Origin of the sequence: Aliifodinibius sp. S!AR15-10 (genome assembly GCF_031569985.1) — a bacterium.
In the GTDB taxonomy this organism is placed as follows: Bacteria; Bacteroidota; Rhodothermia; order Balneolales; family Balneolaceae; genus JAMQKA01.
In genome coordinates this window covers 262,917-288,163 of record NZ_JAMQKA010000002.1, presented here as the reverse complement: position 1 = coordinate 288,163, position 25,247 = coordinate 262,917, and the positions used below count along the sequence as shown (strand labels likewise).

Here is a 25,247-nt window from a genome sequence, read left to right as displayed (position 1 = left end):
TTTCGATCCATTGTTTATAATTCCCGGTCTGTTTTTTTATATCTTCGTGAACAGGAATACTCTCCACTACCGACCATGTCATACCCGCATCTTCGATCTCCTGCTTCCGTTTTTGGATCTCGTCAACAGTCCAGACCTCTCCATGCGGCAGGTGATGTAGGGCTGAAACGATCCCGGTAGCCCCGGTCTGCTTAATTTCGGAGAGCTTTATGGTGTCGTAGGATCCAAACCATCGCCAAGTCTGCTCAAATTGCATAGTATCAATCCCTTAATTTAATTTAAATATATTTTAAAATAGCCAAGCCTGTTTTCAGGTAAAGAGTTTTAGATTTTCACCAATTACGCTTGAGAACAATTCTGCTTCTAAATGATGATATGTAACCACCCAAATAGAAGTACTGTTTTGGTTCATTTGAACTGTTTAATCATTATTTTCGAGTTTATATTTTATAATGAACTTCATCTAAATCCTTTTAAGAATCGTAATACAAACTTTAGTAATTAGGAAAAGGAGGGGGGCGATAGCAATGGGGATAGCTATCATTTAGGGTAGGACATCCCCCTCCTTGGGATAACTAGATTTTAAATAATCTTTCTACCGTGAGACGCGTCCGGAGGCATCTCCGCCCATCAGCTTCTCCACCTCTTCGACCGTCGACAGGTTGGCATCCCCGTAGATGGTGTGCTTCAGGCAGGAGGCGGCCACCGCAAAGTCCAGGGCCTTCTGGTCGTCCCCGTCGAAGGTGATCAGCCCGTAGATGAGGCCCGCCATGAACGAGTCGCCCCCGCCCACGCGGTCCACAATGTGGGTGATGTCGTAGGTGTCGGTGGTCAGGAACTCCTCCCCGTTGTAGAGCACCCCCGACCAGGTGTTGTGGGAGGCGCTGATCGAGCCCCGCAGGGTCGTAATGATCTTCTTGGAGCGCGGGAATCGCTCGTAGAGCTGCTCGCAGATGGCCCGGTAGGCCTCCGATTCAACAGTTCCCCCCTGGGTTACGTCCACCTGGTCGGGATGGATGCCGAAGTGCTTCTCGGCGTCCTCTTCGTTGCCCAGGATAATGTCACACCCCTCCACCAGCTCTGGCATCACATCGCCGGGCTGCTTGCCGTAGTTCCACAGCTTGGCGCGGTAGTTCAGGTCGGTGGAGACGGTAATTCCTAACTCATTCGCCGCTTCAATGGCTTCTTTGGTCGCGTCGGCGGCCCCCTGGGAGATCGCCGGGGTGATGCCGGTCCAGTGGAACCACTGGGCATCGGCGAAGACTTCTTCCCAGTCGATCATTCCTTTTTCGATAGTGGAGATCGCCGAGTGGGCCCGGTCATAGACCACCTTGCTGCCGCGGCTGACGGCCCCGATCTCCAGGAAATAGATGCCCAGGCGTTCTCCGCCCCAAGCGATATTGTCGGTTTGGACCCCGCGCTTGCGGAGCTCACCCAGCGCGCAGCGGCCGATATCGTTGTCCGGCAGGCGGGTGACGAACTCGGCCGGCAGCCCGAAGGTGGCCAGCGAAGAGGCCACGTTGGACTCCCCGCCGCCGTAGACCACATCGAATGAGTTAGCCTGTGAAAACCGGAGATTACCCGGCGGCGTCAGCCGGAGCATAATCTCCCCGAAGGTTACTACTTTCTTCATATCAAATTGTTTAAATAGTTTTTCAACCAAAGTTTTAGTTCAAATAATTTTGTTGATTTTCAAAATCGTAGCCCATTTCGATCAATACAAAAAGGTATACTCTAGATGAATATGAAGGCTTGAAATCATTTATAAAGATCAAATAAATCGGTTTTTGTTTCTTTGTAATCTATCCTACAGTTTTAGCTTTAAAATTGCCGAACCATTTAATAGCTCAAACCATAGCCAAAAGGATATAGGGTATACTCTTCAGGATATCCGGGAGCATCCGGAGCCTGCTCTATAATAGCCTCCGGACTGTTAGCAAGGGCAAATGGCAGTTTCCCCTCAGGCGGGTAATTTCCTGTCAATATATCCATAATGGCTGCATCCCGTACACCAAACGTGGCGAGTATAGCCCCGGCATCCCTCATGCCGCTGGCCTGATCTATTACGAACGGCTGGCGAAAGTAAATGGAAAGGATAGTTTTTTCAGAACCGACCTCTTCCATGACGGCCCGAATATCTTCCACCGAGGGTGACACTTCCCACGATTTTGCCCCAACCATATCGGAGAATGCCAGCATATCCAATTCTTCCGGTATCGCTCCCCCAAACATCCCGGCGCCTTTATTGATCACATTAACTCTAATAATCGCATAATCAGTATCTTCTGGTATTCCGGGTCGCGTTTCTCCCAGCTGGGAACTGTAATCCCCTGAAACGACCTCATACCCATTCCATCTTTCATGGCTTACTACGTCCGGATCCATACCCATTGTATATAATAAAACAGGCTTCTCTTCTGTAGGAGACGCTATAGGTAATAGACCATTCTTATTTTCCAGCAAGACGATCGATTTTCGCTGTGCCTCTTCCGCTTTGGCTTGATAGACACGGTTACCAACCAGGTACGCCGCGCGATCCGGATCAACAAAAGGATCTTCAAATAATCCGAGTTCAAACTGCTCTCTCAGAAGTCTACGGACTGAGATGTCCACCCGGTCCTCGGTTATTTCTCCCTTGTTAAGGAGATCCAGTATCACATCCTTGTCATCAAAACCTGACAGTACATCTGTTCCTGCACCAATAGCGACAGCAAGTTGTTCATCTATACTTTGATCCTCCAGACCCCACGCACGTTCGCCGATGATGCCCGTATCAGAATTAACATAACCCTCAAAATCGAGTTCATTTCTCAGTAGTTCTGTAACAATACCCCGGGAAAACGCCATCCCCACATCATTCGGCTTGTATTTCTGCCCGATGGGTATGCCATAATACGGCATGATAGCAGAGACATCCGCATTGATAGCCGCCTTAAATGGCTTCAGGTGATAGTCAAAATTACCCGACGGATAGGCCTGGTTCTTACCATATTCGTAATGGGGATCTCCGCCCCCTTCCTGGGGACCACCACCCGGGAAATGCTTAAGAGTTAGCGCAATACTATTTGCATTAAGCTTTTCTTCCTGCAAGTTTTCGACCAAAATTCGGATGATATCGGTAGCCAAATCAGCGTCTTCGGTGAAGGTCTCATGGACCCGATACCAACGCGGCTCTGTGGCAAGATCTGCCATATATCCATACATGCTTCTTAGCCCAATTACTGTCCACTCGCTTCTCATAGTCTGGGCGAAATCAGCGATGAGGTCCATATCACGCGTAGCGGCCAAACCCGCCTCTTTAGGCCATTCGGAAAAAGAGCCAGCTGATACATTAATGCCCGCTTTTGCATTCTGATCATAATGATTCCGGGCGTTGGATTTAAACAGTACCGGAATACCCAATCGGGTGGATTCGGCCATCTCCTGCATCAGGTTCATGAACTGGGCAGCTTGGTATGGAGTAATCTCAGCGCCTCCCCATCCCAGGTCTTCTGAATTATCAGGAGTACTGGTTACAGGATTCCGGAAGATAAAACGAGTCATTTTTTCCTCATTGATATAACGAACTGCACGATCCGAAAGACGCCCATCCGCTTCTGCATTTAGCGTATTTATGAGCATCATGCCCGCTTTCTCCTCGATGGTCATCTGTGACAACAGGTCATCCACACGGTCTTGTACGGGCAGGCGCCAGTCTTCATAGGGATCAAGAGCTCCATTTTTATTCAGGTCCTTGAACTGCAGGCCATCCTTATAGATATACTCAGATCCGCGCGCCTCCAATGACTGCTGAACCGGTTGGGTCTGTACAGGTACCGATAGCATTCTAATACCTACAAGTGATAGAATAGCACCAATTATAACTACCGAGCCATATTTTGAACTGAATATTTTCATATGGGATATCTCTTATGAGTATCAGATTGTATTGTTGCGCTTTATTAAAAGGCCAAGCATACAGACTATGCATACTTGGCCCACACTCTACCGAATATTCTAATTTTAAATTTTCGGTTCCCAACCAGGCTCATAGTCTCTCCCCCAAAGCTCCATGGCTTTGCGATCATAGGCATGACCGGTTGAGGTATCCACATCAAAAGATTTGCCAGTACGCCATGCAATATTTGCCAAGTGACACATGTGCACACTTTTGGCACCTTCATCAATCGGTGAGTTCTGCTGGTCAGCCTCTCCTCGTATGTTTTGCAAGAAGTTGGCCACATGCCGTGTTGACATGCTGCCGCCACCGCCTAGTGCTGTGCCCTGCTCACTACCGCCTGAGGATTTCTCGCGTACTAAATCACCAGCACGATCGTATAATTTGTATTCACCACGATTAACAAATACTGAGCCTTCGGTACCATAAATAATCGTTCCTCGACCACTGCCATACGTGTCGAGCCCGTTACGACTTTTACCATCCCAGTTGATAACTTTCTCACCAGGAAATTCAAACGTAGCATACATGGTGTCATACATCGTCCAACCGTCCTCAGGGTAGTGCTGCTTGTCAGCATCTACAAAAATATGTTTTGGATAATCTACCTGCAGAGCCCACCGGGCGACATCCACCTCGTGGGTGGCGTTGTTACCGGTTTCGGCCGTACCCCATTTCCAGCCGTACCAGTGCCAGTTGTAGTCCCAAGTATTGTGATGGTAGGCCTCTCTTGGAGCCGGACCTTGGAACAGCTCCCAATTCAAATCTGAGGGCGGAGCTTGCTGAGAGCGATTAGGTACTTCTCCCCGGCGATTACTGTAAAATGCTACAGCTTTATAAGCATGACCGATGACACCATTGTGGATCTCATCTATAATTTCAATAGTATGCGGGGCGGAACGCTGCTGGTTACCCATTTGAACCACTTTATCATATTTTTTCTGAGCTTCAACCAGCAACTCACTTTCACGTGGATTGTGACTGCACGGCTTTTCCACATACACATGCTTGCCGGCTTTCAATGCCATAATCGCACCGGGAGCATGCCAGTGATCAGGAGTGGCATTAAATATGGCATCAACATTAGAATCATCGAGTACCCGACGAATATCATCTGTCAGTTTTGGAGAATAAGACAAGTTTTCCTTCAGATCATTTGCGACCCTTTCTCGCTGGCTTTGCTTTACATCACAGATATAGGACAGTTCGGTGTTAAAAGGTTCCGACAAGCTTTCATAGTAGGCCCCAACACGTCGACCACAGCCCATGAATGCTACATGAATACGATCATTGGCTCCTAGCACCCGGCCATAACTTTTGGCTGAGAGGCCCATAGCAAGACCACCTGCTCCAAATGTCGTTTTTTTGATAAAATCTTTTCGTGATCCCATAATATTTCCTTTTAAGTTAATTTTTAAAATTCTCGAACTTTTATACTTCGATAGTGTACCTCGTTTCCATGATCCTGCAGCAGTATGTGTCCCTGTGGCCACTGCCCGAAATCTTCCCACTTCTGATATTTGCTGTATGCTACCAGTGCTGTAAACATCTGGGAAAACCGATCATATTCGACTACTTTTATATTGTTGAGCCAGTGTTCAACATGCCCGTCTTTGGAGACGATACGTGCCTTATTCCACTGGCCAACACCATTAAAAGGCTTACCCCTACTAGGAACTGATAGGTTACGAGCCGCAATCAGGTCGTAAAGAGAACCCACCTTACGGTTTCCGGCTATACCTGCGTTGGCATCTGGATGGTTTTCATCATCCAAAATCTGGAACTCCGCTCCGATAGCCGAACCGGGACCCTGATTAAGTTCTGGATCTACAAAATACTTTATCCCGCTATTAGCTCCCTTGGAGATTTTAAATTCGAGTTCAAGTTCAAAATTGCTAAACTCATTTTGGGTTACAATATCACCAGGTCCCGTGGACTCCCCACCATCGGTTTCCTGTATGGTGAGTATCCCGTCACTCATTTCCCATCCACTTTTGGGGAAATGATCGATTTTTGCTCCGCGCCAGCCATAACTCGTTTTGCCATTCCAGAGCAAGCGCCAGCCATGACGTTTTTCCAGTTCGGTCAGTTCATTTTTCAGATAACTGATTTCTTTAACCTGCGTGTCAGGTTTGCGTCGGTTTTCTTCAAGGTTTTTAGTACGGATCTTTATATTGCGCCATTTTATCTTGCCACCTACCATCTCTTCCATATAGGGATAATGCACTTGGAGAGCGATGAAACCTTTGGCAGTCATATCATCTACAAGACGGGCACACTGAACGTCGTTGATCCAAGTATTTATTGAATTTCCTATTGCTTCCACCCGAATCTTATTCCATTGGCCATTTTTAAACGCCTCTTGAGATTTCTCACTTTGCGTAATTGGATAGAGCCATCCGCGGCGTGCCTCATCATAGATCCCGCCAGACCAGGCACGTTGTGAAGGATCTAATTCGACTTGGTAGCCATGTACTCGGCCATCCCGATAATCAGGAGAACTCAGACTTCGAATCTGTACGCCGCTGTTAACCTGAGGATCAACCCATACCTCGAACTCAAGGATAAAATCGTCATATTCGTCGTTAGTAGTCAGAAATGAATTCTCTTCATTACTAATAGTTTTGCCGACAATCATTCCATCCTGGACTGCATAGGGAGCATTGCCACCTTTTTGAGACCAGCCGTTTAGTGTTTCTCCATCAAATAGATCGACCCATCCATCCGCCTGAGCCTGCAGAAATAAAGGTGTTAGTAGCAGTAAAAAAAAGAGAACTGTAGTTTGTAAACGCATATCAAAAAATAGATTTGTTAATTTTTATGGTAGCAATATGCTTGAATTAAAGGAGACAGGAATACTCACCTTGCATCCCTTTCCACCCGACGATTGACTATTAATAAATGCAATCGATTGCATTTAGTCAAAAATTTTTTTGCCATAATACATATGAGAACTATTGCATGGTAAACCTAAACTTTGTGATCGGTTATTGTACCATTCGGCTTCTAGCCAGCCGCCTTCTCGAAAACTTCTTCCATAGATACCTCGAGGCCGCCCCTGCGTTTGCTTTCATCGGCTGCTTCCATAAAGGTATATATCTCCAATATTTCCTCCTTACTTACCGGGGGAACACCTGTTCGAAAAAATTTAATGATCTCCACTAATAAAGGCCTGTATCCGGTATAAGGTCCAACTTGGGCTTCACCTTCCTCCCCAAATGCTGTCCCTCCATAGCTATGATTGCCGGATCGTCGCCCGCGGAAGGTTCCTATCCTGCCATCTTCCCATGTTCCAACAACTACATCGGTATCTTCTGTATGGACACGAGTAATACTTTCACAACCGGTCCCCATCACTGTAAAGAGGGTTTCCACGCCATGAATACCATACCAATATAGGTCGGGATGTGACTTCTCCAGCGTCGCGGGGCTATAGGTATCGGCACCGGTAACCTTCCCAATTTTCTCCCCTTTCCGTATCGCCTGGGCATTTTCCATGTACCGCAGCGATGATGAACAGAATGTAGGGATGCCATAGCGCTCTGAAGCATCAAATATTGCGATTGCATCTTCAAGCGACCCTGCTATCGGCTTGTCGATAAATACAGGAGTTCCTGATTTAAATACGGGAAGAACCTGCTCCAAGTGACGGTTTCCGTCATTTGTTTCCAACAAAACGGCATCAACCTTTTCAAGCAATTCATCAATTGAATCAACAATTTCTACGCCTAAATCCTGTACCTGCTCGGTATACTTTGGTATTCTACTGTAGCTGGATTCTATTGTTAAACTACCTTTGGGATAGGCTGCCACCACCGGAAATCCTGCCAGATCAGAATTAACATTTGGATCATTGAGCGCTTCAGTAAACGCAATGCTGTGTGAGGTATCCAAGCCAATAATTCCCAATCTCATTTCAATATTTTCTGATTTTTTGCCCCATAAAGCTACCGGTCCTTTTATACTCAGGCCAAGCCCAGCCGAAGCAGCCATTTTTAGAAAATCTTTCCGATCCACTGAGGTATTCATAATGATTTCGTCCATTTTATTTCTTTAAAATTGACAAATTATAATTTATGGGACAGTGCATTCCAGCCGTTATGAAATCTCCCAAATGCATTGTTGAGACAACGGCCTATTAGCATTTAAACGGAAGGCTCCCAACCAGGCTCATACTCCCTTCCCCAAAGCGACATCGCCTCCTCGTCTCCTATAATTCGCCCTGTTTCGACATCACAGTTGAGTGTTCGGCCGGTACGGTGAGCAATATTTCCGAGCTGGCAAAGTACTACACTAATGTTCCCGTCATCTATGGGCGAATTCAATTCCGTGCCCTTACGGATAGCGTCCCTGAAATTGGCGAGGTGATCGGCATCTAGATCAAATCCTGGACCGCTTGTATCCAGGGCATCTTCATTGTCAAGCGTAACACTCTTTAATTTATTACCATCATTGTCGAAGGTGGAATACCCATTGCCATGGATAACCAAACTCCCATCTGTACCGTGAAAAGAGGCTCCGACTGAATTCCCCTCTATATTCTGTCCATTGCAACTTCTGCCCTCCCAGGCTATAGTCTTCCCTTCTTTAAAATCATATGAGGTAATCTGGGTATCGGGTGTCTCCCAGTCATCATCGTATGCGTATCGCCCACCGTTTGAACTAACCTGTTCTGGATAGTCTACCTCAAGCCCCCAGCGACAGAGATCAACAAAGTGAGTTCCATTATTCAATATTTCGCCGGTCCCCCAGTGCCAGAACCAGTGCCAGTTATAGTGGATCAAATTATCACGATATTCCTTGCGGGGTGCAGGACCCTGCCAGAGCTCAAAATCTAGTTCGGACGGTACCGGCGCAGGCTTTCCGTGACCGATGGATCCCCGGGTGTTGGCATACCATGCTCGCGCAAAATACGCGTTGCCAATTGCACCTTCTTTAACCTCTTGGATTCCTTGCACAACATTCGACCATGACCTTCGCTGATTTCCCATCTGAACGGCCTTACCATATTTCCGTTGAGCTTCAACCAGCAATTCACCCTCCCGTGGATTATGGCTACAGGGCTTTTCAACATATACGTGCTTGCCCGCTTTCATGGCTAATATGGCGGCTGGTGTATGCCAATGATCCGGTGCCGCAATCGCCAGCACATCAAGGTCCTTGTTTTCAAGAACTTGGCGGAAATCCTTAACGCCCTTTGGCGTTCTCTTCTGGCCTCCTTCGCGAACGGCATCAATTCCATTTTTTATGGCCTTATCGTCCACATCGCAGATGTAGCCAACCTCAGCCCCCGGCAACTTTGCAAATCCCTGAGCCAGTGCTGCGCCCCGGCTGTTTGTTCCCATCACAGCCACCACAATCGTTTCATTGGGTGAGCCGCCAGCGAATACCTGGGGAGCACTACTTCCCACAAGCCCTACACCAACTCCGAGCGTTGAAATTTTCTTAATAAAATCTCGCCGTTTCATCCTATCTTCCATAATCGATTGATTAGTTACCTATTGAGTTATAATTGTGTTAGCTTCCTTTTAAGCCTTCGGCTGATGCCTCATCCAAAAAGAGCACAGCGTTATCATGGGTTCTAAGTATAGAAGCGGGACAATCAGTACTGATCGGCCCATAAAGAGCATTATGTACAGCCTGCGCTTTGCGACGATCGGGCACGACACAACTGATCACCCCGCTAGCCATAATCGCCGGTATAGTCAATGAAAGTGCTTGCGTAGGAACGTCATCAATACCGTTGAACCAGCCTTCGCCCACTTGCTGTCGACGCGACTGTTCGTCCAGTTCCACAACCTTAACCATTTTAGGATCTTCAAAATCGGCTATTGGAGGATCATTAAAAGCAATGTGCCCATTTTCCCCGATTCCGATACAGGCCACATCGATCGGATATTTCTCTAAAAGATTTTCATACCGCTCAATCTCTTGTTGGATATCCTCCGTATCGCCCTGTAGAAAAAAAGCTTCTTTAGGCTGCACGTCATCAATAATGCGGTCTTGCAAATATTTTCGGAAACTAGCCTTGTGGGTAAGGCTCAGCCCTATATATTCGTCCAGATGAAATGTTCGTATTCTGGACCACTCGATGTCCTTGTTCTTTTTAAAAGCTTCCAAAAAGGAAAATTGAGATGCTCCTGTTGCTAGCATAAGGTTTAGAAACTCCTTCCGTTCCAGGACCTTTGCTATCTGATCAGCAACAAAAGATGCGGCGGCCCGACCCATCGAAGTATCATCCCTGTACACTTTAATCGCTAAAGAATCGACTTTGGACTGGAGCGTAAGACTATTTTCCATCATAAATACATACTTCTATTATTAGATTTTAAATTGATGTGCCTGCCTTATCTTTTACAAGGCTCATAGGCTTTCCTTACAGATCTTGTATGTTTTAACTGTTTAAAACCCCTGTTCCTGTGATCCCCAGATAGGTCATTCACCATCCCATTAAAAAATCAATATTCCCAAAACTATCGATACTTCAATCTTATTTGACGATCAACTAAACCAAAAACAGGCAAGGGAAAAACTTAATCACTTCAAAAAATAAGAAAAAACAACATTTATCTTCCAGATAAGTAAGCTCTAACATTTTTACTAATAAAATAGAAAAACTTCAACTTTCATTTCCTTTTACCTTGGGGAATAGTAATTCTCTAACTGCCAACCTTGTTGGTCGATCACGAGTTTATAAAGGGTATTCCTTTGAAAGTAAGGGCTTTTCTATGAATAATTTCTTTAAATCAATATTTTCATTCAAAATTGTAATATACAGTCAGTGGTATTTATGGGATCAGATCAACCAGAGTATGGGATAGGAATAGTTGGATGTGGGAATATCTCTAACACCCACGCCGAAGCAATCAAACGAACAAAACGGGGGAAATTGGTATCGGCCTACAGCAGAACCCGGCAAACAATTCGGGCTTTTGCCAAGGAATATGATATTACTGCTTTTACCTCCTATGATGATTTTTTAGCTGATACCGCTCTTGACGTTGTTGCCATCTGCACCCCTACAGGAACCCATCTTGATTATGCCCGGGCAGCGGCCAAAGCGGGCAAGCATGTTATTGTGGAGAAACCTATCGAGGTTTCCATTCAGCGTGGAAAATCCCTGATCAATTCCTGCGAAACAAACGGCGTAAAACTTGCCGTTATCTACCAAAGCCGCTTTATCGATGATGTCACCCGGATGAGGCAACTGGTTAAGCAACAAAAATTAGGCAAGATTGTGATGGCCAGTGCATCTGTAAAATGGTTCCGCTCACAAGAATATTACAGCGATTCCTCCTGGAGAGGTACTTATAAACTTGATGGCGGAGGGGTGGTTATCAACCAATCGATTCACACCGTAGATCTGCTGCAGTGGGTTATGGGTAGAATTGATTCAATAGCTGCTTTCAAGGGAACCTTTACGCATGGCGACATTGAAGCAGAAGACAACGCCGTGGCTTGCCTGAAATTCCGTAACGGTGCTATTGGTGTTTTTGAAGCATCAACCTCTATTGACCCGCCCCAGGATCGTCAGATAGAGATTAATGGAACTAAGGGTACACTCCTGCTGAAAGGAGACAGACTTCATACGATGTTGGATGATCAAACAGAGGTTTCGGATGAGAGCGATTCGACTGAATCCGCTGGTGCAGCAAGTCCCTTGGCGGGAATGACGTTTCAGCATCACAAGAAACAGTACGATGCGATCCTGGAAGCCTTCTTCCACGACAAAGTACCTACAGTTTCCGGTGCTGAAAGTCTTCGGTCATTGGCCATTGTTGAAGCCCTCTACAAGGCCGCTGATGAGCAACAAATAATTCATATTGATGAAATCCTGGACAGTCCATATTGTAATTCAAGTAATTAGATGTTACCAACATTGATATATCTTGCATATCTCAATTGATAATTTGAATAAACCATTGCACAACATTACCTTAAAATTTTTGCTTTTAAGGACTAAAAAAGTTTAGCACACTAAAATCACTATTTTATATTAAATGTTATGATTTTATTTCCTACTCATTCTCAGGTAAGATTGCTATTCATTTCTTTTAGTCTCTTGATGATGTCCTGTGGTGAGGCATCTGATGAAAAAGCCACCGACTCCCAAAGTCAACAGAATGGTTGGAACGCTATATTTAATGGACAAAATATGGACGGATGGGAAGTAATGGGTGGAGAAGGTAATTTTTATGTAGAAAATGGTGCTATAGTGGGAGAAACAAAAATGGGAATACCAAATACATTTCTGGCCACTGAAAAAACCTATGATAATTTTGTCCTGGAATTAGATTTTAAAGTGAATCCTGATCTCAATTCCGGCGTTCAATTAAGAAGTAACACATATGAGAAGGATACAACCACCGCCTATATTTCGGGGAGCCTGGAACACAGTACCAGAGATTGGTCAGCCGGCCGAGTGTATGGATACCAAATAGAAATTGATCCTTCAGATAGGTCCTGGACCGGGGGACTATACGAAGAAGGTGGTCGAGGCTGGTTGCAACCGCTGGAGAATAAAGAAAAAGCACAAAATGCCTTTAAACAAAATGAATGGAATACAATGAGAGTGATGGCAAAAAATGATTCGATAATCGCTCATATCAATGGTATTGAGACTGCCAATTATTCTGATATTTTGCATACATCTGGGTTTATTGGGTTGCAACTGCACAGCATTGATGATGAAGAAGAGGCAGGCAAGAAATTGATGTTTAAAAATATCAGAATTAGAGAAATTGAATAAAGGCTATACGTTAGATAATGACCATTCCAGGTTTTGTTGACTTGCAGGTAAATGGTTACAAAGGTGTTGACTTTTCAAGTCCTAATCTCACCGAAGAGGATTTCACCTTTGCCTGCCGGGCCCTTCTTGATAATGGAACAGCAGCCCTTTTACCGACGATCATTACCTCTCCCCTTGAGGTTTTTGAGCGCAACCTGCGCCTGATGTCACAAGCTGTAAAATGTAATGGACTTGAGGATAGATTACTCGGTTTTCATGTAGAAGGGCCTTTCCTGTCGGCAGCTGAGGGAGCACGGGGTGCCCATAACGCCGACTGGATCCGACGCCCAAATATAGATCTGCTTGATCAGATGCAGAACTGGTCGGGTGGCACAATTAAACTGATCACCGTGGCTGCTGACGTTGAAGGGGCCGCTGAACTGTGCCGCCATGCCACCGAAAATCTTGGTATAACCGTTTCCCTGGGGCATCACTTGGCCACCGCAGAAGACCTGGAAAAGATGTCTCAGGCTGGAGCCCGGGCTCTCACCCACCTCGGGAATGGGGTGCCGAAACAACTACACCGACACCATAACCCTATATGGGCAGGTCTTGCCAATGACAGACTGACAGCTATGATTATTACGGATGGTCATCACCTACCGGATACGATTATCAAAACCGTTATTAGAGCTAAGGGGATTGCTAATACTATTGTCGTTAGCGACGCGTCCCCGATTGCCGGCATGCCACCCGGTACCTATAACACACTGGGCAACGATGTGGTGCTTGATTCCTCAGGCCGCTTATACAATCCTGAGACTGGATACCTTGTAGGTTCCTCCTCATCTATTCTGGAATGCATGAACTACCTGTTATCCCTTGACATGTTATCGCTGGAGGAGATCTTTAAACTGGGATTTCATAATCCGCTACAACTTATCGGTGTGGATCCCTCTTCCCTGAAGGGAAATTTCATTTTTTATCATGAAACGGAACACAAATTTATTTGCACCAGTAAATAGGAAAACCTAGTGTTCTATGTCAGAATTTGACTCCTGTTTTGACTCAAGCAGGTCAATGATCAGCAGCAGAGATCGTAAAATATGGAACGGGTCTTTGACAGGCAGTGCGGCAATTTCATCAATAGGAATGCCTTTTCGGTCTCGAATCTGAATCCATTCGCCTATTTCAGTGTCGGGGTTGGGAAAGACATCAAATACATACCGCTCAATCTTTTTATAGAGGTCAAAAATTGCTTGGTCTCCGGTAATATCATAAGCAAGCAGGGTAGCATAAAGTGCTTCTGCATGAGGCCACCAAAGCTTCATATCCCAGGAATCTGTTATCAGCTTTTCGTAAGCATGACCTTCTTTTTGGCCTCGCGGTTTACCTCCACCAAGATCAGAAAATCTAAGTAGTCCCCCATAATACTTATCCCACCCAATCCGAATAGCGTATTCAATCGCCTTAACAGCTTGCCGGGTATATTTAGGAACCCCCTCCCGCTCTGCCGTATGGAGCACAAACCACATCGATTCGATCGCATGTCCCGGGTTCAAATGACGATTTAATATCGTCTCCACTCCTTTCGATTGGTCCTCTGGCAGTATTTCGATAATCCTATCATTTTCATCACAAAATCCTTCCATTATTTCTTTCATATATTCCAGGCTGTAACGTAACAGGGTATCAGCAAATGGGTGTTGCAAGTCCTGCGCTGTTTCGGCCATCTCCTGACTCAGATTCAACATGATCATAGGGATGGCGTGCGCTTTATATCCAGCTGGAATGGGGTAGGGCTCTGTTTTAAAAGTTCCCTTTTTTATGCGTTCCCTAATTCGGGTATACAGTTCAACCACTTTAGCAAAACGCTCGGAATTTCGGGTAAGGTGGGCATATTTAGCCAGACCAAGAGCAATAAAACAATCGGCGTAAATACTGGAATCATATACTTCAGAGTGACTGCTTTTCTTCTTTTGACCATCCTCCGCAAGTAAGTACACACAGTTACCATTCTCCAAGAATACATTCTCCTCCACGAAATCAATACTTTTATGGAGGTTTGCCAGATAGTTTTTACGGTCACCTTCCAGTTTTCCTTCACCAATCATACGGACCACTTCCGACCATAACCAAATAAACCGACCCTGAGACCAGGTATACTTATTTGTGTTTAGAAGCTTATCCCCCTCATTGTTAAAACACGTATAAATCCCTCCCTTTTTTTTGTCGACTGCCTTTTTCCAAAAAGGCAGTATTACTTCTTGGACATGCTCCCTATAAAATTCAAGCAAACTTCCACTCACCTAACTTATGTTGTCTCTTCCAATAATTCATGTTTATCAAGTTTCAGCTTATCCAGTAGCTCGTCCACTTCACCTGGAACCTTATTATTTCGGTTGAACCAGCCCATTGTTACGTAAAGTAAGAAAGATACAAACAGTGGGGAGGCAATTTCTACCACCTGTGGAGAATCAAAGGCGTATTTTGATACTACAAATGCCAGAAGTCCTGCAACAATTGATATAATTGCGGTCCTGGAGTTACAATGACGGAAAGCAGGTAGCAGGCCCAGGATCATAGGTACAGATATTGGCCCTACGATTGCCGCAAACCAACTTATTATTAATCCCAATACACCTCCAAATGAATCGGCATTAATCGCAATGACCAACGTTAAAGCAGTAAATGCAAAGGTTGACAACCGTGCTACCTGTAGTGATTTTTTCTTTTTCAAATTTTTAAACCGGTCTGATAAATTTGGGAGTATATCACGCGTGATAACCGAAGAAATAGTATTTGAATCTGATGATGTCATTGACATCGTATTGGCAAACATTGAAGCCAATACTAGTCCAACCATTCCTGGCGGAAGCAGTTCTTGCGTTATTAGAGCATATGATTGCGTGGGGTCCTCCAGATTCGGCAGAATTATAGGCGCCGCCCACATCGGAAAAAATAGGATAAGGGGCCATACCAGATATAAAACGCCTGATAAAAGAGCAGCTTTCCGGGCATCAGAACCTGAGGGCGAAGATATATAGCGGGTCGCTAGATTCCAGGTTCCACCATTATAACTTAGCAGATTGATGAAGAGAAAAGCTAGAGCAAAACCAGGGGTATATGGATCATTAAACAGCTGCCCGTTGGCTTCCGGAAGCTGATCCCATATAGTAAAGAGAGAGCTGGCTCCCCCCAGTATGTCGAGGACAATGAAAAACATGGCCAAACCGGCCACAATCTGTACTACAAACTGGGCCAAATCGGTCCAAACATCGGCCCACAGTCCACCTACTGTAATATAAATCAGGGAAATCCCACCGGCCAACAGAATTCCCACAACTAGGGAGGTACCTGTAAAAACGTTTAACAGTACCGCGATCGCCGCCCATTTTGCTCCCACATCAAACAGCTTGAGTAGCACTCCCGACCACGCCATTAACTGCTGGGTTTGTAGATTATATCTCGTTTTTAAATATTCCGTGGGAGATTCAATATTCAATTTGGCTCTCAAACGTGACCAGCGCGGTGCAATAAAAACAGATCCAACAAATATTCCGATAGCGATTGTAAATGCCCACCAGATATAAATAGTAAAACCATGTGTGTATGCCAGACCGGCATAGGCGACGAAAACAGCCCCGCTGTAGCCTGAAATGTGGTGAGATATACCTGATAGCCACCAAGGCAGTTTGCCGCCTGCTACAAAAAAATCTCCAGAATCGTCTACTTCCCGAAATGACCAAAATCCGATTATCACCATTACCAGGAAGAATAAGAATATTACAATCCAATCAAGTTGTTGCATATTTTATATACTTTATCCGAACATGAATGATTAATCGCTGAGAGGCATAACTTTGTCTCTAGCAAAACGCCAACCATGCTTATTCCAACTATTATTTGCAAAATGCGTTACGATATATAGACTTGGGAACCCTAACACCATCCCGAGCAAAAACCATTATAACAGATTGGCATTTAGGGGAACTCCATCAATCCAAACCGGTGAGGAAGATCTCAAATTGCACCCTAGGTTATATTTATTCGATGCTCGATATAACCTCATTTATGTAGACAATACTTTTGGGTACTCTTTCAATGACATCTGAACTTTCGTCTTCAATATAGTAGTACTCAATGTTCGTATCCTTTGCAGCATCCATTACTGCGGTAAAATCGATTTGACCGGTACCCAAGCGAACATCATACTCTTCGGGCGCACTTCCCGAAAAATCACTTTTTGCGCCCTTTTTTAGGTCTTTTAGGTGCATCAGCCTAAACCGATCCGGATATTGCTTCAGAAGTTTCACGGGATCAGCACCAGGATGGGCAACCCAAAGCAGGTCAATCTCAAAACTGACATACTCCGGATCAGTATTCTCAACAAGATAATCGAACAGCGTGCCGTCCTTATAGGGACGGAATTCATAACCGTGATTGTGATAGGCGAAATAAAGTCCTGCCTCACTAATCTTTTGGCCAGCACGGTTAAAGTCGGAGGCTGCTCTTTTGGTGTCTTCAATTGAAAAAGAGTCATCGTGTGGGATCCACGCTACGCGAATATATTTTGCCCCCAACGTACGAGCATTTTCAATAACCTCCTCGGTATTGTTCACAAGATCATTATAGCCCACTCCGAACGAAGTGCAAATCAGTTCTCTTTCGTCAATCATTGACCTAAGTTCATCTGCGTTGGTCCCAAAAAGGCTGGAGAATTCGATATTTCTAATTCCCATCCCTTTGATGAGATCAAGTGTTCCTGGCACATCTTCTTCAAACTGATGCCGGAATGTGTAGGAAACCACACCGGGCTCTGTAAACTGCTGATTTCCCTGTGCGTTGGCGGTTTCCAAGGTTGAGTTGTAGCTTATTGCTGCAAGACATAATCCTATCCCAATAATTATATTTTTTATCATAATCACCATCTCTTTATTCAATATTAACAGATATTTCCCCATGCTTAATTAACTAAAATATCTTTTAGATAAAAATTATTTATACTGTCAGTCGTGTTATTACCAGCGTTATACAGGACCGGAGCATCATGAGATTTACCAGTAGAATCAGGACCTTACTTTTAATCTTATTAGCGTTTATGCTGATTGGCCTGTCCCTGTACTTTTTTGGCCAATCATCTTCTATAGTTCAACAATTCACAGACACCGAAGTTACGAAAGGACGACAACTGGCTGTTACCCATTGTTCCAGCTGCCATACATTTCCCGATCCCTCGTTGCTACCCAAAGAACAATGGGCCGAATCTGTATTACCGGCTATGGCGCCGCATCTGGGAATATTCAGGCATAAATTCACAACCTATCCCACCGAAAACGATACTTATCTTCCACCAAACTATTACCCGGATAGCCCCCGCTTAACCACTATTGAATGGCAGGAAATATTGAACTATTACGCGGAGGAAGCCCCTAAAGAACTACATCGATCCCCGAAGGAAAATAACATAGTTACCGGGTCCTTTTCATTTGCGGCTAGGTTCTCTAACTCCGCCTGTGCGGAATCGCCACTGGTTACTGTCGCCAGATTTGATCCGCTCCATAAGCGGTTTTACGTGGGTGATGCCAACTTGAAAAAACTTTCAATTTATGATCATGATCTGAAGCTCATCAACGAGATCAATGCAGCCAGTCCCATTTCAGACATTCGGCACATGGATAAAACAGATAGAGAAGAGCTGCTGATAACCTACATAGGCCATTTGCTACCTTCGAATGATCCCGCGGGATCAGTGAAAAATCTCCGATTTGATCCTACTTCTTATGAATACTTATCATCCACAACGATCGTGGACAGCCTGGTGCGGCCGGTTGAAAGCCGGCTTGCAGACCTTGACCAAGATGGTAAAAAAGATCTGTTGATAAGCGAGTTTGGCCATAGAACGGGATCGCTCTTCTGGTTGAAAAAAAAGGAAAACGAGCAATATTCCAGCTCCAAAAACATCCTAATAGAAACACCTGGATGTATTGAAACGCAGCTTGTCGATTTCAATGGCAATGGATTAACGGATGTAACCGCACTTTGTACGCAGGCAGACCAGACCATCTATCTTTTCACCAACCAGAATGACGGAGAATTCAAGAAGAAAAAGCTGTTACAGTTCCCGATTACCTATGGATCGAGTTCATTTCAGATGGTAGATTTAAATGGAGATGGTAACCTTGATATTTTATATACCAGCGGCGACAATGCCGACTATTCTCCTGTTTTCAAGCCCTATCATGGAGTTTACATTTATATTAACGATGGGCAAAACCGTTTCAGTCAGAAGTGGTTTTACCCCTTGCACGGTGCCTATGATGCCAAGACATCAGATTTTAACCGCGACGGAAAATTGGATATCGCCGCCATTTCCTTTTACGCCGATTTCGAAAATAAGCCGGAAGAGGGTTTTGTGATCTTTAAAAATAACGGCAAACTTAAATTTACTCCGATCCACCACCCGGCAACCAAGAACGGACGCTGGATAACGTTGGACATTCTGGACTGGAACAACGACCAATATCCGGATATCATCTTGGGCAACTTTGCCCGTGGACTATTCAACCGGGGATCAACCTTCCAAACAGAAAGAGACGAAGGACCTCCATTCCTGATAATGGAAAACAATAACGGTACAGAAAATTAACGCCAGAAAAATCAGGAAAAAAACTTGCTAAACCAAGGTAATACGTACCGGGTTTACCTGTAAGTACCCGTATTCATTTGGTAGTATAACGCAAGGATTACATGCCATTAATATTCAGTAACTATACTTTAACAAAGATTTTATTTCTGTAAAGGAAGTACAAGACCAACCAAACCAATATCATTGCACCAAACGCTTCAAACACCTCATGCCAAGTCACGGGAGCTAAAGAATAGATTCCCGAAAACAGGAGATCAGAAGTATATTCAAAATTGATAAACCGATATCCAAGGTAGATTGCTAAAGAATTCAGTCCAATAACCTGGAAAAAAAATGCCCATTTCCTGTAGTTTAGAACATCAATTAGGCCATAGAATATAAACAGAAACAAATAAGCCATTCCACCAGTCAGCAATATATAGGAACTACTCCACAGGTGTTTATTAATCGGGAAATGCGCACTCCATATCAGGGCGATTATGATACAGAAAACACCGCCCCCAAAAAGGAGCAAGAGTTTGTTATTCTCATTCCGGTTGGATCGCAACAAATCTCCGGCCAGCGAGCCCATCACTGTTAAGCAAAGCGCGGGAAATTGCGTCAATAATCCAAGCTCGTCGTAGGTGCCTTGTAACAAACGTCCCGGTAACAACTGCCGGTCTATCCATCCTACCAAATTCCCTTCAAACGAAAGATCCCCTGCTCCATAGCCTGGAACCGGGATAAGAAAAAGTGCCGCATAGTATAAAATCAGGATGCCCGTAATCCAGTATATCCGTTCCTTCCACGAAAAATTGAGGTATAATATCGTTGTTATAAAAGCAGCGATTCCAATACGACCCAACACACTCACAAAACGTATTTGTGATGGTTCAAATATTGGAACGGGTGCATTTTTATATAAGATTCCAAGGCCGATTAAAATCAACATCCTTCGGAAACCCTTCCGGTATAACAACTTCTTATCCATCCCTATGGAAAGTCCTTTGTTTATCGAAAAGGGTAGGGCAACCCCGGCGATAAACAGGAAAAGGGGGAATATAAAATCGTAGAAGGTAAAGCCATTCCAGGCCGGATGAGTCATCTGTCCTGCCATCCAATCCACCCACGCGTAATCCGTTTTGCCCTCCATTAACCCTATAAATAAGGCTCCGCCTGAAATCAACAACATATCAAAGCCACGAAGTGCATCAATTGATAGTAATCGCTTTGATTTTTTTATCCCTTCTTCGTTATCAATCTTTGGAGAAGATAAGCTACCGAAAACAACCTTGTTTTTAATCTGCTTCCATTGTTTACTAATTACAGATAACATCATTTTTTAATCCCGTTGGATTATTTTTTGAACCATATTAGATCCCTACTACCTCTTTTGCAGATAAACACGAAAGTACTGTCCTATACCGCTATTCTTAGCCCGACTCATATAAAGCCGTTTGGACCTCTTCCAGAAACCGAGGCACTTTTTTCATCGGGTCGCCGCCCAGCGTTTCAATGGGGATATATCCCCTGTAGTCCACATCCCGCAGAATTTGGACAATTTTTTTTAGATCGGTTTTTACGATGCGGTCCTCGTACCCCAGGTTTTCCTTAATTTGCCATGAAACAGCATGTGGAGCTACCCTTGCAATATCCTCATATGGATCTTCCGTGGAAAAGCTCCCCACATCTAGAATGATTCCCAGCCATTCGGAATCGACCGAATTGATAATATTTAGCACCTGATCGGCATTTTTTAGATAATCATTGTGGTTTTGAACTCCAATCATCACTCCAAACTCTTCAGCGTAACTCACACACTCTTCTAAAGCCTCCACAATCCACCCATCAATTTCCTTCCGCCTATATCCCTGTGGTATCCCCCGGCCGGCAAAGACCCTTATAACCGGTGCCCCCAGCTTAGCGGCAACCTCCACCCACTGCCTGATAAGATCGAGATCAGACTGCCTGATTGAAGGGTCGGGATCTGTAAAATTATTGCGAATTCCCGTTCCGCTAATTTCCATTCCGTTTAGAAAAGCCATGCGCTTGATCCGGTAGATATAAGAATCATCCGGTATATTTGGATAGCCGGGGAAATAGTACCCGGTGGGATCTACCGCGTCGAAACCTAATTCGGTGCAATATTGCAGTAACTCTTCAAGGTCCATTTTCCCCTCTTGCAGATAACTATTAAAAGAGTACGCATTCAAACTAATTTTGATCTTTCTCTCCTCCGATACCGTATCATTATGCATTGAATGCCCTTGCCCGTACCAGGGTAAAAGAGCTCCCATTGCCATCATAGATTTTTCCAAAAAGTCTCTTCTGATCATATCTCCACCTTTTCCCGTGATTTATTTATGTTATCCAAATTTATCATCAGGCAAATTACCTACAACCGTTTCCCAATGAGAATTCGTCAGGCAATTCCCATGATACTGATTCAGTTTTAAAAAAATGAGCAGGTGTTTGGCATACGATTCATCGATCATTCATCATTTGTGATCTCGAAAACCTGGACCGGCTTATCATTTTTAATAACCATAATCACCGGGTCTGATTCAGATGTAGAAACAGGGAATATACCCCGCACTTCACCCCTCGTATAGAATCCACTGTCTGCGATATCGGATACCGTAAACTGACCATTGCCATCCCCTTTCAGCATCAAACAATAACTTGCATCCTGGCGTCCCCCGATCGATGGTTTAACAGCAAATAAATTACCCCCTAATAGCAGATCGGTACTTCCATCCCTGTCAAAATCTCCGGAATGCAATCCTTTTACCGGGGATAGCTGAGCTTTGAACGGTAATTCATGAACCTCATACCCAGTATTCCCTCCATTTTCGATGTATTGAGAGCTTAAGGTAGTAATCTCTTTGATTTCAGCTGTGGATATAATCTCTTCTCCAAAAATCTCGGTCATCGACTTCTCAGCAAATTCGGAGTAATCTGATTCCCCAAGTGAGATCGACGTGTATTGATTTAGCAACTCGTTGACCGGTACCAACGGGTAGTAGTCGCCCTCTTTGGGATAGGCCAGTATAGAAGTGATCTGACCGTTCTGCTCAAAATCCTGAACATATAAACGGAGCGGATATTCTGTAGAGGCCTGCAACCTAGAATTTATTCCGAAGTTTCCCGCAATGATATCAGGTCTCCCATTATCATTAAAATCATCGACTAGTAATTCGGACCATAAACCCGATGTTTGATTCAATCCTTCGTCTCCATCTACCATAGTAAGCCTCTCCCCGTCATTATTGAAAATGCGTACCGGCATCCACTCTCCAACTACCACTAGGTCCAGATGACCGGATCCGTCCATGTCAGACCACTCGGCATCCGTAACCATCCCAATGTTCCTTAATTCCGGGGCCACCGTAACAGTTACATCCGTAAAATTGCCATTGCCGTCATTTTTAAGCAGGTAGCTTGCCGGAGAAAGTCCGTAATTCTGTGATGTTTGACCTCCAACAAACAGATCCACTGCGCCATCGCTGTTAAAGTCACTGGCTACCACCACAGACCCGTTTGTACGTATAGGAGGTATATTTTTAGGCGCCCTCAGAAAGGTCCCATCCCCGGTATTGAGATACAGACGATCTCTCATGAGTTCCCCTCCATTTTGGAATTCATTTCCCCCGCTGACGACATACAAATCCGGCCTGCCATCTCCGTTTGCCTCGAAAAAGACTGCCGCCACATCTTCCATTTCCCGGTCCTGTTCAAAAAGGGAATTATCTGCGGATAACCTTGAGAACGACTCATTCGTCTGCTGTAAATAAATACTACCGGGCTGTCCCCGGGCGCCTCCTAGAAATAGGTCCTCTAGGCCGTCACCATTTATATCGCCATGGGCGAAAGCCGGCCCCTCCCTGGAGATCATATATGGCAGGCCGGGATCACGACTAAAATCGGTATACCTGTTTTCGCTATGTTGATAATCAATCGTAAACTGATCGGTTATATCCTGCAATACTCCGTTCATCTGCCGCTCATTCAACCTAGCATAATCGTATTTACCGGAAGCGCTGTCCTGGGCAATTTCCAGTAGTTGATTGGCCTGCACTTGGTAAATCGTTTGGAAGGAGTCGTCTGGCCAGACTACGGTCAGTGAGTCTATCAACTCAGTTGAACCGAGGCCGAAGTGCAGAGTATGGTCTACGGAAGACTGGAACCCTCGTGTAGGAATCTGTTCCTGATAAAACTTGTCCTCTCCTCTATGAAGGGTAACCTTAGCCCCAATGCCCGAGCTGTTTTTTCCTTTTCCCTGCAGTTTGACTTTCAGGTAGCTAGACTCTTCTAAAGACATGCTCTTATTTTGATACACAAACGCGGTCATATTCACATTGTTCACCACTAAGTCCAGGCTGCCGTCATTATCCAGATCTGCGTAGGTTGCACCGCTTGAAAATCCCGGTTGACTAAGTCCCCAATCCTCAGAAGTATCATCAAATTTAAGCCCACCCTGGTTGCTGTAGGTATAATTGGGAATCTTTACCTCTGGCATTTCTTCGATAAGTTTCAAATTTTCCTCTACTTGATCATCACCAAAAGAGATCCGCTGGCTTTGCTCGTGAAGCAAAAAATTATAATCCATATCGGTTGGCCGACCTATTAACCCATTTGTGATATAAATATCCTTGAAGCCATTGTTATCCATGTCCATCATTAAAGCAGCCCAACTCCAATCTGTGGTAGCTACACCAGCCGCAAAACCGATATCACTAAAATGCGGCTCCTCATTGTTAATCGATCCCCAGTTATACTGCAGGGTATTGTGGGAGAATTGCGGTTTGTACCCAAACCTGAGATCCGTTCGCATCCGCCCATAGGAGTTCAGGATGCCGGAGTATCTTAATACGGTTCGATCTTCGGGCAACATGTCCAGGGATAAAATTTCAACCCTTCCATCATTATTTAAATCTCCGATATCATTCCCCATCGAAGACTTGCTTGTATGCGAAATGGAATGCTCTAGGGCTTCCCTAAACGTTCCATCACCGTTGTTGATATAGAGGTAATCATCCTCATGATAGTCATTGCCTACATAGATATCAGGCCAGCCATCCCGGTTGATGTCGCTTATAGCAAGGCCTAAACCGTAACCCAGTGAACTACTGTAGATACCGGCATCGGCAGTAACATCTTCGAAGCTGTTTCCATTATTTTGATAGAGTCGATCTCCAGCGAGATAATCTCTTCGCTCCCGCAACATCTGGGCCTTACCTTTGGTATTTTCACTATGGAAGGAATGATTCAAAAGGTACAAATCCAGATCGCCGTCTTTGTCATAATCAAAAAATGCTGCCTGGGTTGAATATCCTTTAAAGTCTAGGCCATATTCCCGGGCCTTCTCGGTAAAACTACCATCGGCATTATTGATAAAAAGCTGGTTTGGCCCCTTCTTATTTGCGTAGTTAACCCGCGAAACATATATATCCAGATATCTATCGCCGTTCACATCAGCTATTGTAACACCTGTAGACCAACCCTCAGTACCACCCCCGACGCCTGCCGCATCGGTAATATCCTCAAATTCGAAATTCCCACGATTCAGGTACAATCTGTTTTCCTGGTCATTTCCCACAAAGTAAAGATCGGGCAACCCATCATTATTTATATCCCCCGAGGCTACGCCCGCTCCATCATAAAAGTAGCCGTAGTTTTGAATATTTAAATCCGGCGTATTTGAAATGTCATTTTGGAAATCGATGCCCGTTTGCTCTGGAGATAGCAATTCAAATCTCTCTGCTTGTTTTTCTTCAACAGGAGAACACCCTATAGCATGCAGTAGCAGTGGAATAGAAAGTATCAGATAAATCAGATTTCTAAGCACGTTGGAATCGTTATACCGTCATTAATTTATACTTGTATAAAGACATACCTTAATAAAACCCAAAAAAAGGGGCAACCTGCAGGTGGCTGCCCCTTCTTTGGGTGTA

At 44.6% G+C, this 25,247-nt stretch carries 18 protein-coding genes; 4 read left to right on the top strand and 14 right to left on the bottom strand.

The window, feature by feature from the left end:
- The 8 genes from NC796_RS02935 to NC796_RS02900 form a co-directional block, all read right to left on the bottom strand.
- A partial coding sequence (locus tag NC796_RS02935; protein ID WP_310681978.1) for a mannonate dehydratase occupies window positions 1–256 on the bottom strand: 256 nt, incomplete at its 3' end.
- A 339-nt stretch (window positions 257–595) separates the two neighbouring features.
- Window positions 596–1,633 carry a sugar kinase gene (locus NC796_RS02930; RefSeq protein WP_310681976.1) on the bottom strand — a complete coding sequence of 346 codons (1,038 nt, stop codon included), beginning with the start codon at window positions 1,631–1,633 and terminating at the stop codon, window positions 596–598.
- Window positions 1,634–1,839: 206 nt separating this feature from the next.
- Window positions 1,840–3,825, bottom strand: coding sequence for a glycoside hydrolase family 3 N-terminal domain-containing protein (locus NC796_RS02925; RefSeq protein WP_409070347.1), 1,986 nt, complete (start codon window positions 3,823–3,825; stop codon window positions 1,840–1,842).
- 177 nt (window positions 3,826–4,002) lie between these two features.
- A complete protein-coding gene (locus NC796_RS02920) occupies window positions 4,003–5,328 on the bottom strand; it encodes a Gfo/Idh/MocA family oxidoreductase (protein ID WP_310681973.1) in 1,326 nt (441 codons plus the stop codon).
- A 23-nt stretch (window positions 5,329–5,351) separates the two neighbouring features.
- Window positions 5,352–6,731 carry a DUF1080 domain-containing protein gene (locus NC796_RS02915; RefSeq protein ID WP_310681971.1) on the bottom strand — a complete coding sequence of 460 codons (1,380 nt, stop codon included), beginning with the start codon at window positions 6,729–6,731 and terminating at the stop codon, window positions 5,352–5,354.
- Between the two features lie 212 nt (window positions 6,732–6,943).
- Window positions 6,944–7,966 carry a Gfo/Idh/MocA family oxidoreductase gene (locus NC796_RS02910; protein WP_310681970.1) on the bottom strand — a complete coding sequence of 341 codons (1,023 nt, stop codon included), beginning with the start codon at window positions 7,964–7,966 and terminating at the stop codon, window positions 6,944–6,946.
- A gap of 116 nt (window positions 7,967–8,082) precedes the next feature.
- Complete coding sequence (locus NC796_RS02905) at window positions 8,083–9,405, bottom strand: Gfo/Idh/MocA family oxidoreductase (RefSeq protein WP_310681969.1); 1,323 nt, start codon at window positions 9,403–9,405, stop codon at window positions 8,083–8,085.
- Window positions 9,406–9,454: 49 nt separating this feature from the next.
- A complete protein-coding gene (locus NC796_RS02900; RefSeq protein ID WP_310681966.1) occupies window positions 9,455–10,240 on the bottom strand; it encodes a glucosamine-6-phosphate deaminase in 786 nt (261 codons plus the stop codon).
- Window positions 10,241–10,727: 487 nt separating this feature from the next.
- Between NC796_RS02900 and NC796_RS02895 the strand changes: the two genes are divergently transcribed.
- The 3 genes from NC796_RS02895 to NC796_RS02885 all read left to right on the top strand — a co-directional run bounded on the left by NC796_RS02895 (window position 10,728) and on the right by NC796_RS02885 (window position 13,690).
- Window positions 10,728–11,804: a Gfo/Idh/MocA family oxidoreductase gene (locus tag NC796_RS02895; RefSeq protein WP_310681964.1), complete on the top strand. Its 1,077-nt coding sequence runs from the start codon at window positions 10,728–10,730 to the stop codon at window positions 11,802–11,804.
- A 138-nt stretch (window positions 11,805–11,942) separates the two neighbouring features.
- Complete coding sequence (locus tag NC796_RS02890; protein ID WP_310681962.1) at window positions 11,943–12,686, top strand: DUF1080 domain-containing protein; 744 nt, start codon at window positions 11,943–11,945, stop codon at window positions 12,684–12,686.
- Window positions 12,687–12,703: 17 nt separating this feature from the next.
- Complete coding sequence (locus NC796_RS02885; protein WP_310681959.1) at window positions 12,704–13,690, top strand: hypothetical protein; 987 nt, start codon at window positions 12,704–12,706, stop codon at window positions 13,688–13,690.
- 6 nt (window positions 13,691–13,696) lie between these two features.
- Here NC796_RS02885 and NC796_RS02880 read toward each other — a convergent pair whose 3' ends face one another.
- From NC796_RS02880 to NC796_RS02870, 3 genes are all read right to left on the bottom strand, one after another.
- Entirely contained in the window at window positions 13,697–14,974 is a 1,278-nt protein-coding gene (locus NC796_RS02880) for an AGE family epimerase/isomerase (RefSeq protein ID WP_310681956.1), read from the bottom strand.
- A gap of 5 nt (window positions 14,975–14,979) precedes the next feature.
- Complete coding sequence (locus tag NC796_RS02875; RefSeq protein ID WP_310681954.1) at window positions 14,980–16,476, bottom strand: sodium:solute symporter family protein; 1,497 nt, start codon at window positions 16,474–16,476, stop codon at window positions 14,980–14,982.
- Between the two features lie 235 nt (window positions 16,477–16,711).
- Window positions 16,712–17,587, bottom strand: coding sequence for a sugar phosphate isomerase/epimerase (locus NC796_RS02870; RefSeq protein ID WP_310681952.1), 876 nt, complete (start codon window positions 17,585–17,587; stop codon window positions 16,712–16,714).
- 179 nt (window positions 17,588–17,766) lie between these two features.
- Here NC796_RS02870 and NC796_RS02865 point away from each other — a divergent pair, with 179 nt between their 5' ends.
- Entirely contained in the window at window positions 17,767–19,314 is a 1,548-nt protein-coding gene (locus tag NC796_RS02865) for a VCBS repeat-containing protein (protein WP_310681950.1), read from the top strand.
- A gap of 121 nt (window positions 19,315–19,435) precedes the next feature.
- Here the strand turns inward: NC796_RS02865 and NC796_RS02860 are convergent, their stop codons facing one another.
- The 3 genes from NC796_RS02860 to NC796_RS02850 all read right to left on the bottom strand — a co-directional run bounded on the left by NC796_RS02860 (window position 19,436) and on the right by NC796_RS02850 (window position 25,042).
- Window positions 19,436–20,632, bottom strand: a complete 1,197-nt coding sequence (locus NC796_RS02860; RefSeq protein ID WP_310681948.1) for a DUF5009 domain-containing protein — start codon at window positions 20,630–20,632, stop codon at window positions 19,436–19,438.
- Between the two features lie 94 nt (window positions 20,633–20,726).
- Window positions 20,727–21,629, bottom strand: coding sequence for a sugar phosphate isomerase/epimerase family protein (locus tag NC796_RS02855; protein ID WP_310681946.1), 903 nt, complete (start codon window positions 21,627–21,629; stop codon window positions 20,727–20,729).
- A gap of 155 nt (window positions 21,630–21,784) precedes the next feature.
- Window positions 21,785–25,042 (bottom strand): VCBS repeat-containing protein, encoded by a 3,258-nt coding sequence (locus tag NC796_RS02850; protein ID WP_310681943.1) that lies wholly within the window; start codon window positions 25,040–25,042, stop codon window positions 21,785–21,787.
- Window positions 25,043–25,247 lie beyond the last annotated feature (205 nt).

Bases quoted from the DNA above. Each gene is read 5' to 3' on its own strand.
- NC796_RS02870 (WP_310681952.1), bottom strand. From the start codon at position 17,587: ATGATAAAAAATATAATTATTGGGATAGGATTATGTCTTGCAGCAATA.
- NC796_RS02930 (WP_310681976.1), bottom strand. From the start codon at position 1,633: ATGAAGAAAGTAGTAACCTTCGGGGAGATTATGCTCCGGCTGACGCCG.
- NC796_RS02875 (WP_310681954.1), bottom strand. From the start codon at position 16,476: ATGCAACAACTTGATTGGATTGTAATATTCTTATTCTTCCTGGTAATG.
- NC796_RS02900 (WP_310681966.1), bottom strand. From the start codon at position 10,240: ATGATGGAAAATAGTCTTACGCTCCAGTCCAAAGTCGATTCTTTAGCG.
- NC796_RS02925 (WP_409070347.1), bottom strand. From the start codon at position 3,825: ATGCTATCGGTACCTGTACAGACCCAACCGGTTCAGCAGTCATTGGAG.
- NC796_RS02860 (WP_310681948.1), bottom strand. From the start codon at position 20,632: ATGATGTTATCTGTAATTAGTAAACAATGGAAGCAGATTAAAAACAAG.
- NC796_RS02905 (WP_310681969.1), bottom strand. From the start codon at position 9,405: ATGAAACGGCGAGATTTTATTAAGAAAATTTCAACGCTCGGAGTTGGT.
- NC796_RS02890 (WP_310681962.1), top strand. From the start codon at position 11,943: ATGATTTTATTTCCTACTCATTCTCAGGTAAGATTGCTATTCATTTCT.
- NC796_RS02910 (WP_310681970.1), bottom strand. From the start codon at position 7,966: ATGAATACCTCAGTGGATCGGAAAGATTTTCTAAAAATGGCTGCTTCG.
- NC796_RS02855 (WP_310681946.1), bottom strand. From the start codon at position 21,629: ATGATCAGAAGAGACTTTTTGGAAAAATCTATGATGGCAATGGGAGCT.
- NC796_RS02915 (WP_310681971.1), bottom strand. From the start codon at position 6,731: ATGCGTTTACAAACTACAGTTCTCTTTTTTTTACTGCTACTAACACCT.
- NC796_RS02895 (WP_310681964.1), top strand. From the start codon at position 10,728: ATGGGATCAGATCAACCAGAGTATGGGATAGGAATAGTTGGATGTGGG.
- NC796_RS02920 (WP_310681973.1), bottom strand. From the start codon at position 5,328: ATGGGATCACGAAAAGATTTTATCAAAAAAACGACATTTGGAGCAGGT.
- NC796_RS02885 (WP_310681959.1), top strand. From the start codon at position 12,704: ATGACCATTCCAGGTTTTGTTGACTTGCAGGTAAATGGTTACAAAGGT.
- NC796_RS02865 (WP_310681950.1), top strand. From the start codon at position 17,767: ATGCTGATTGGCCTGTCCCTGTACTTTTTTGGCCAATCATCTTCTATA.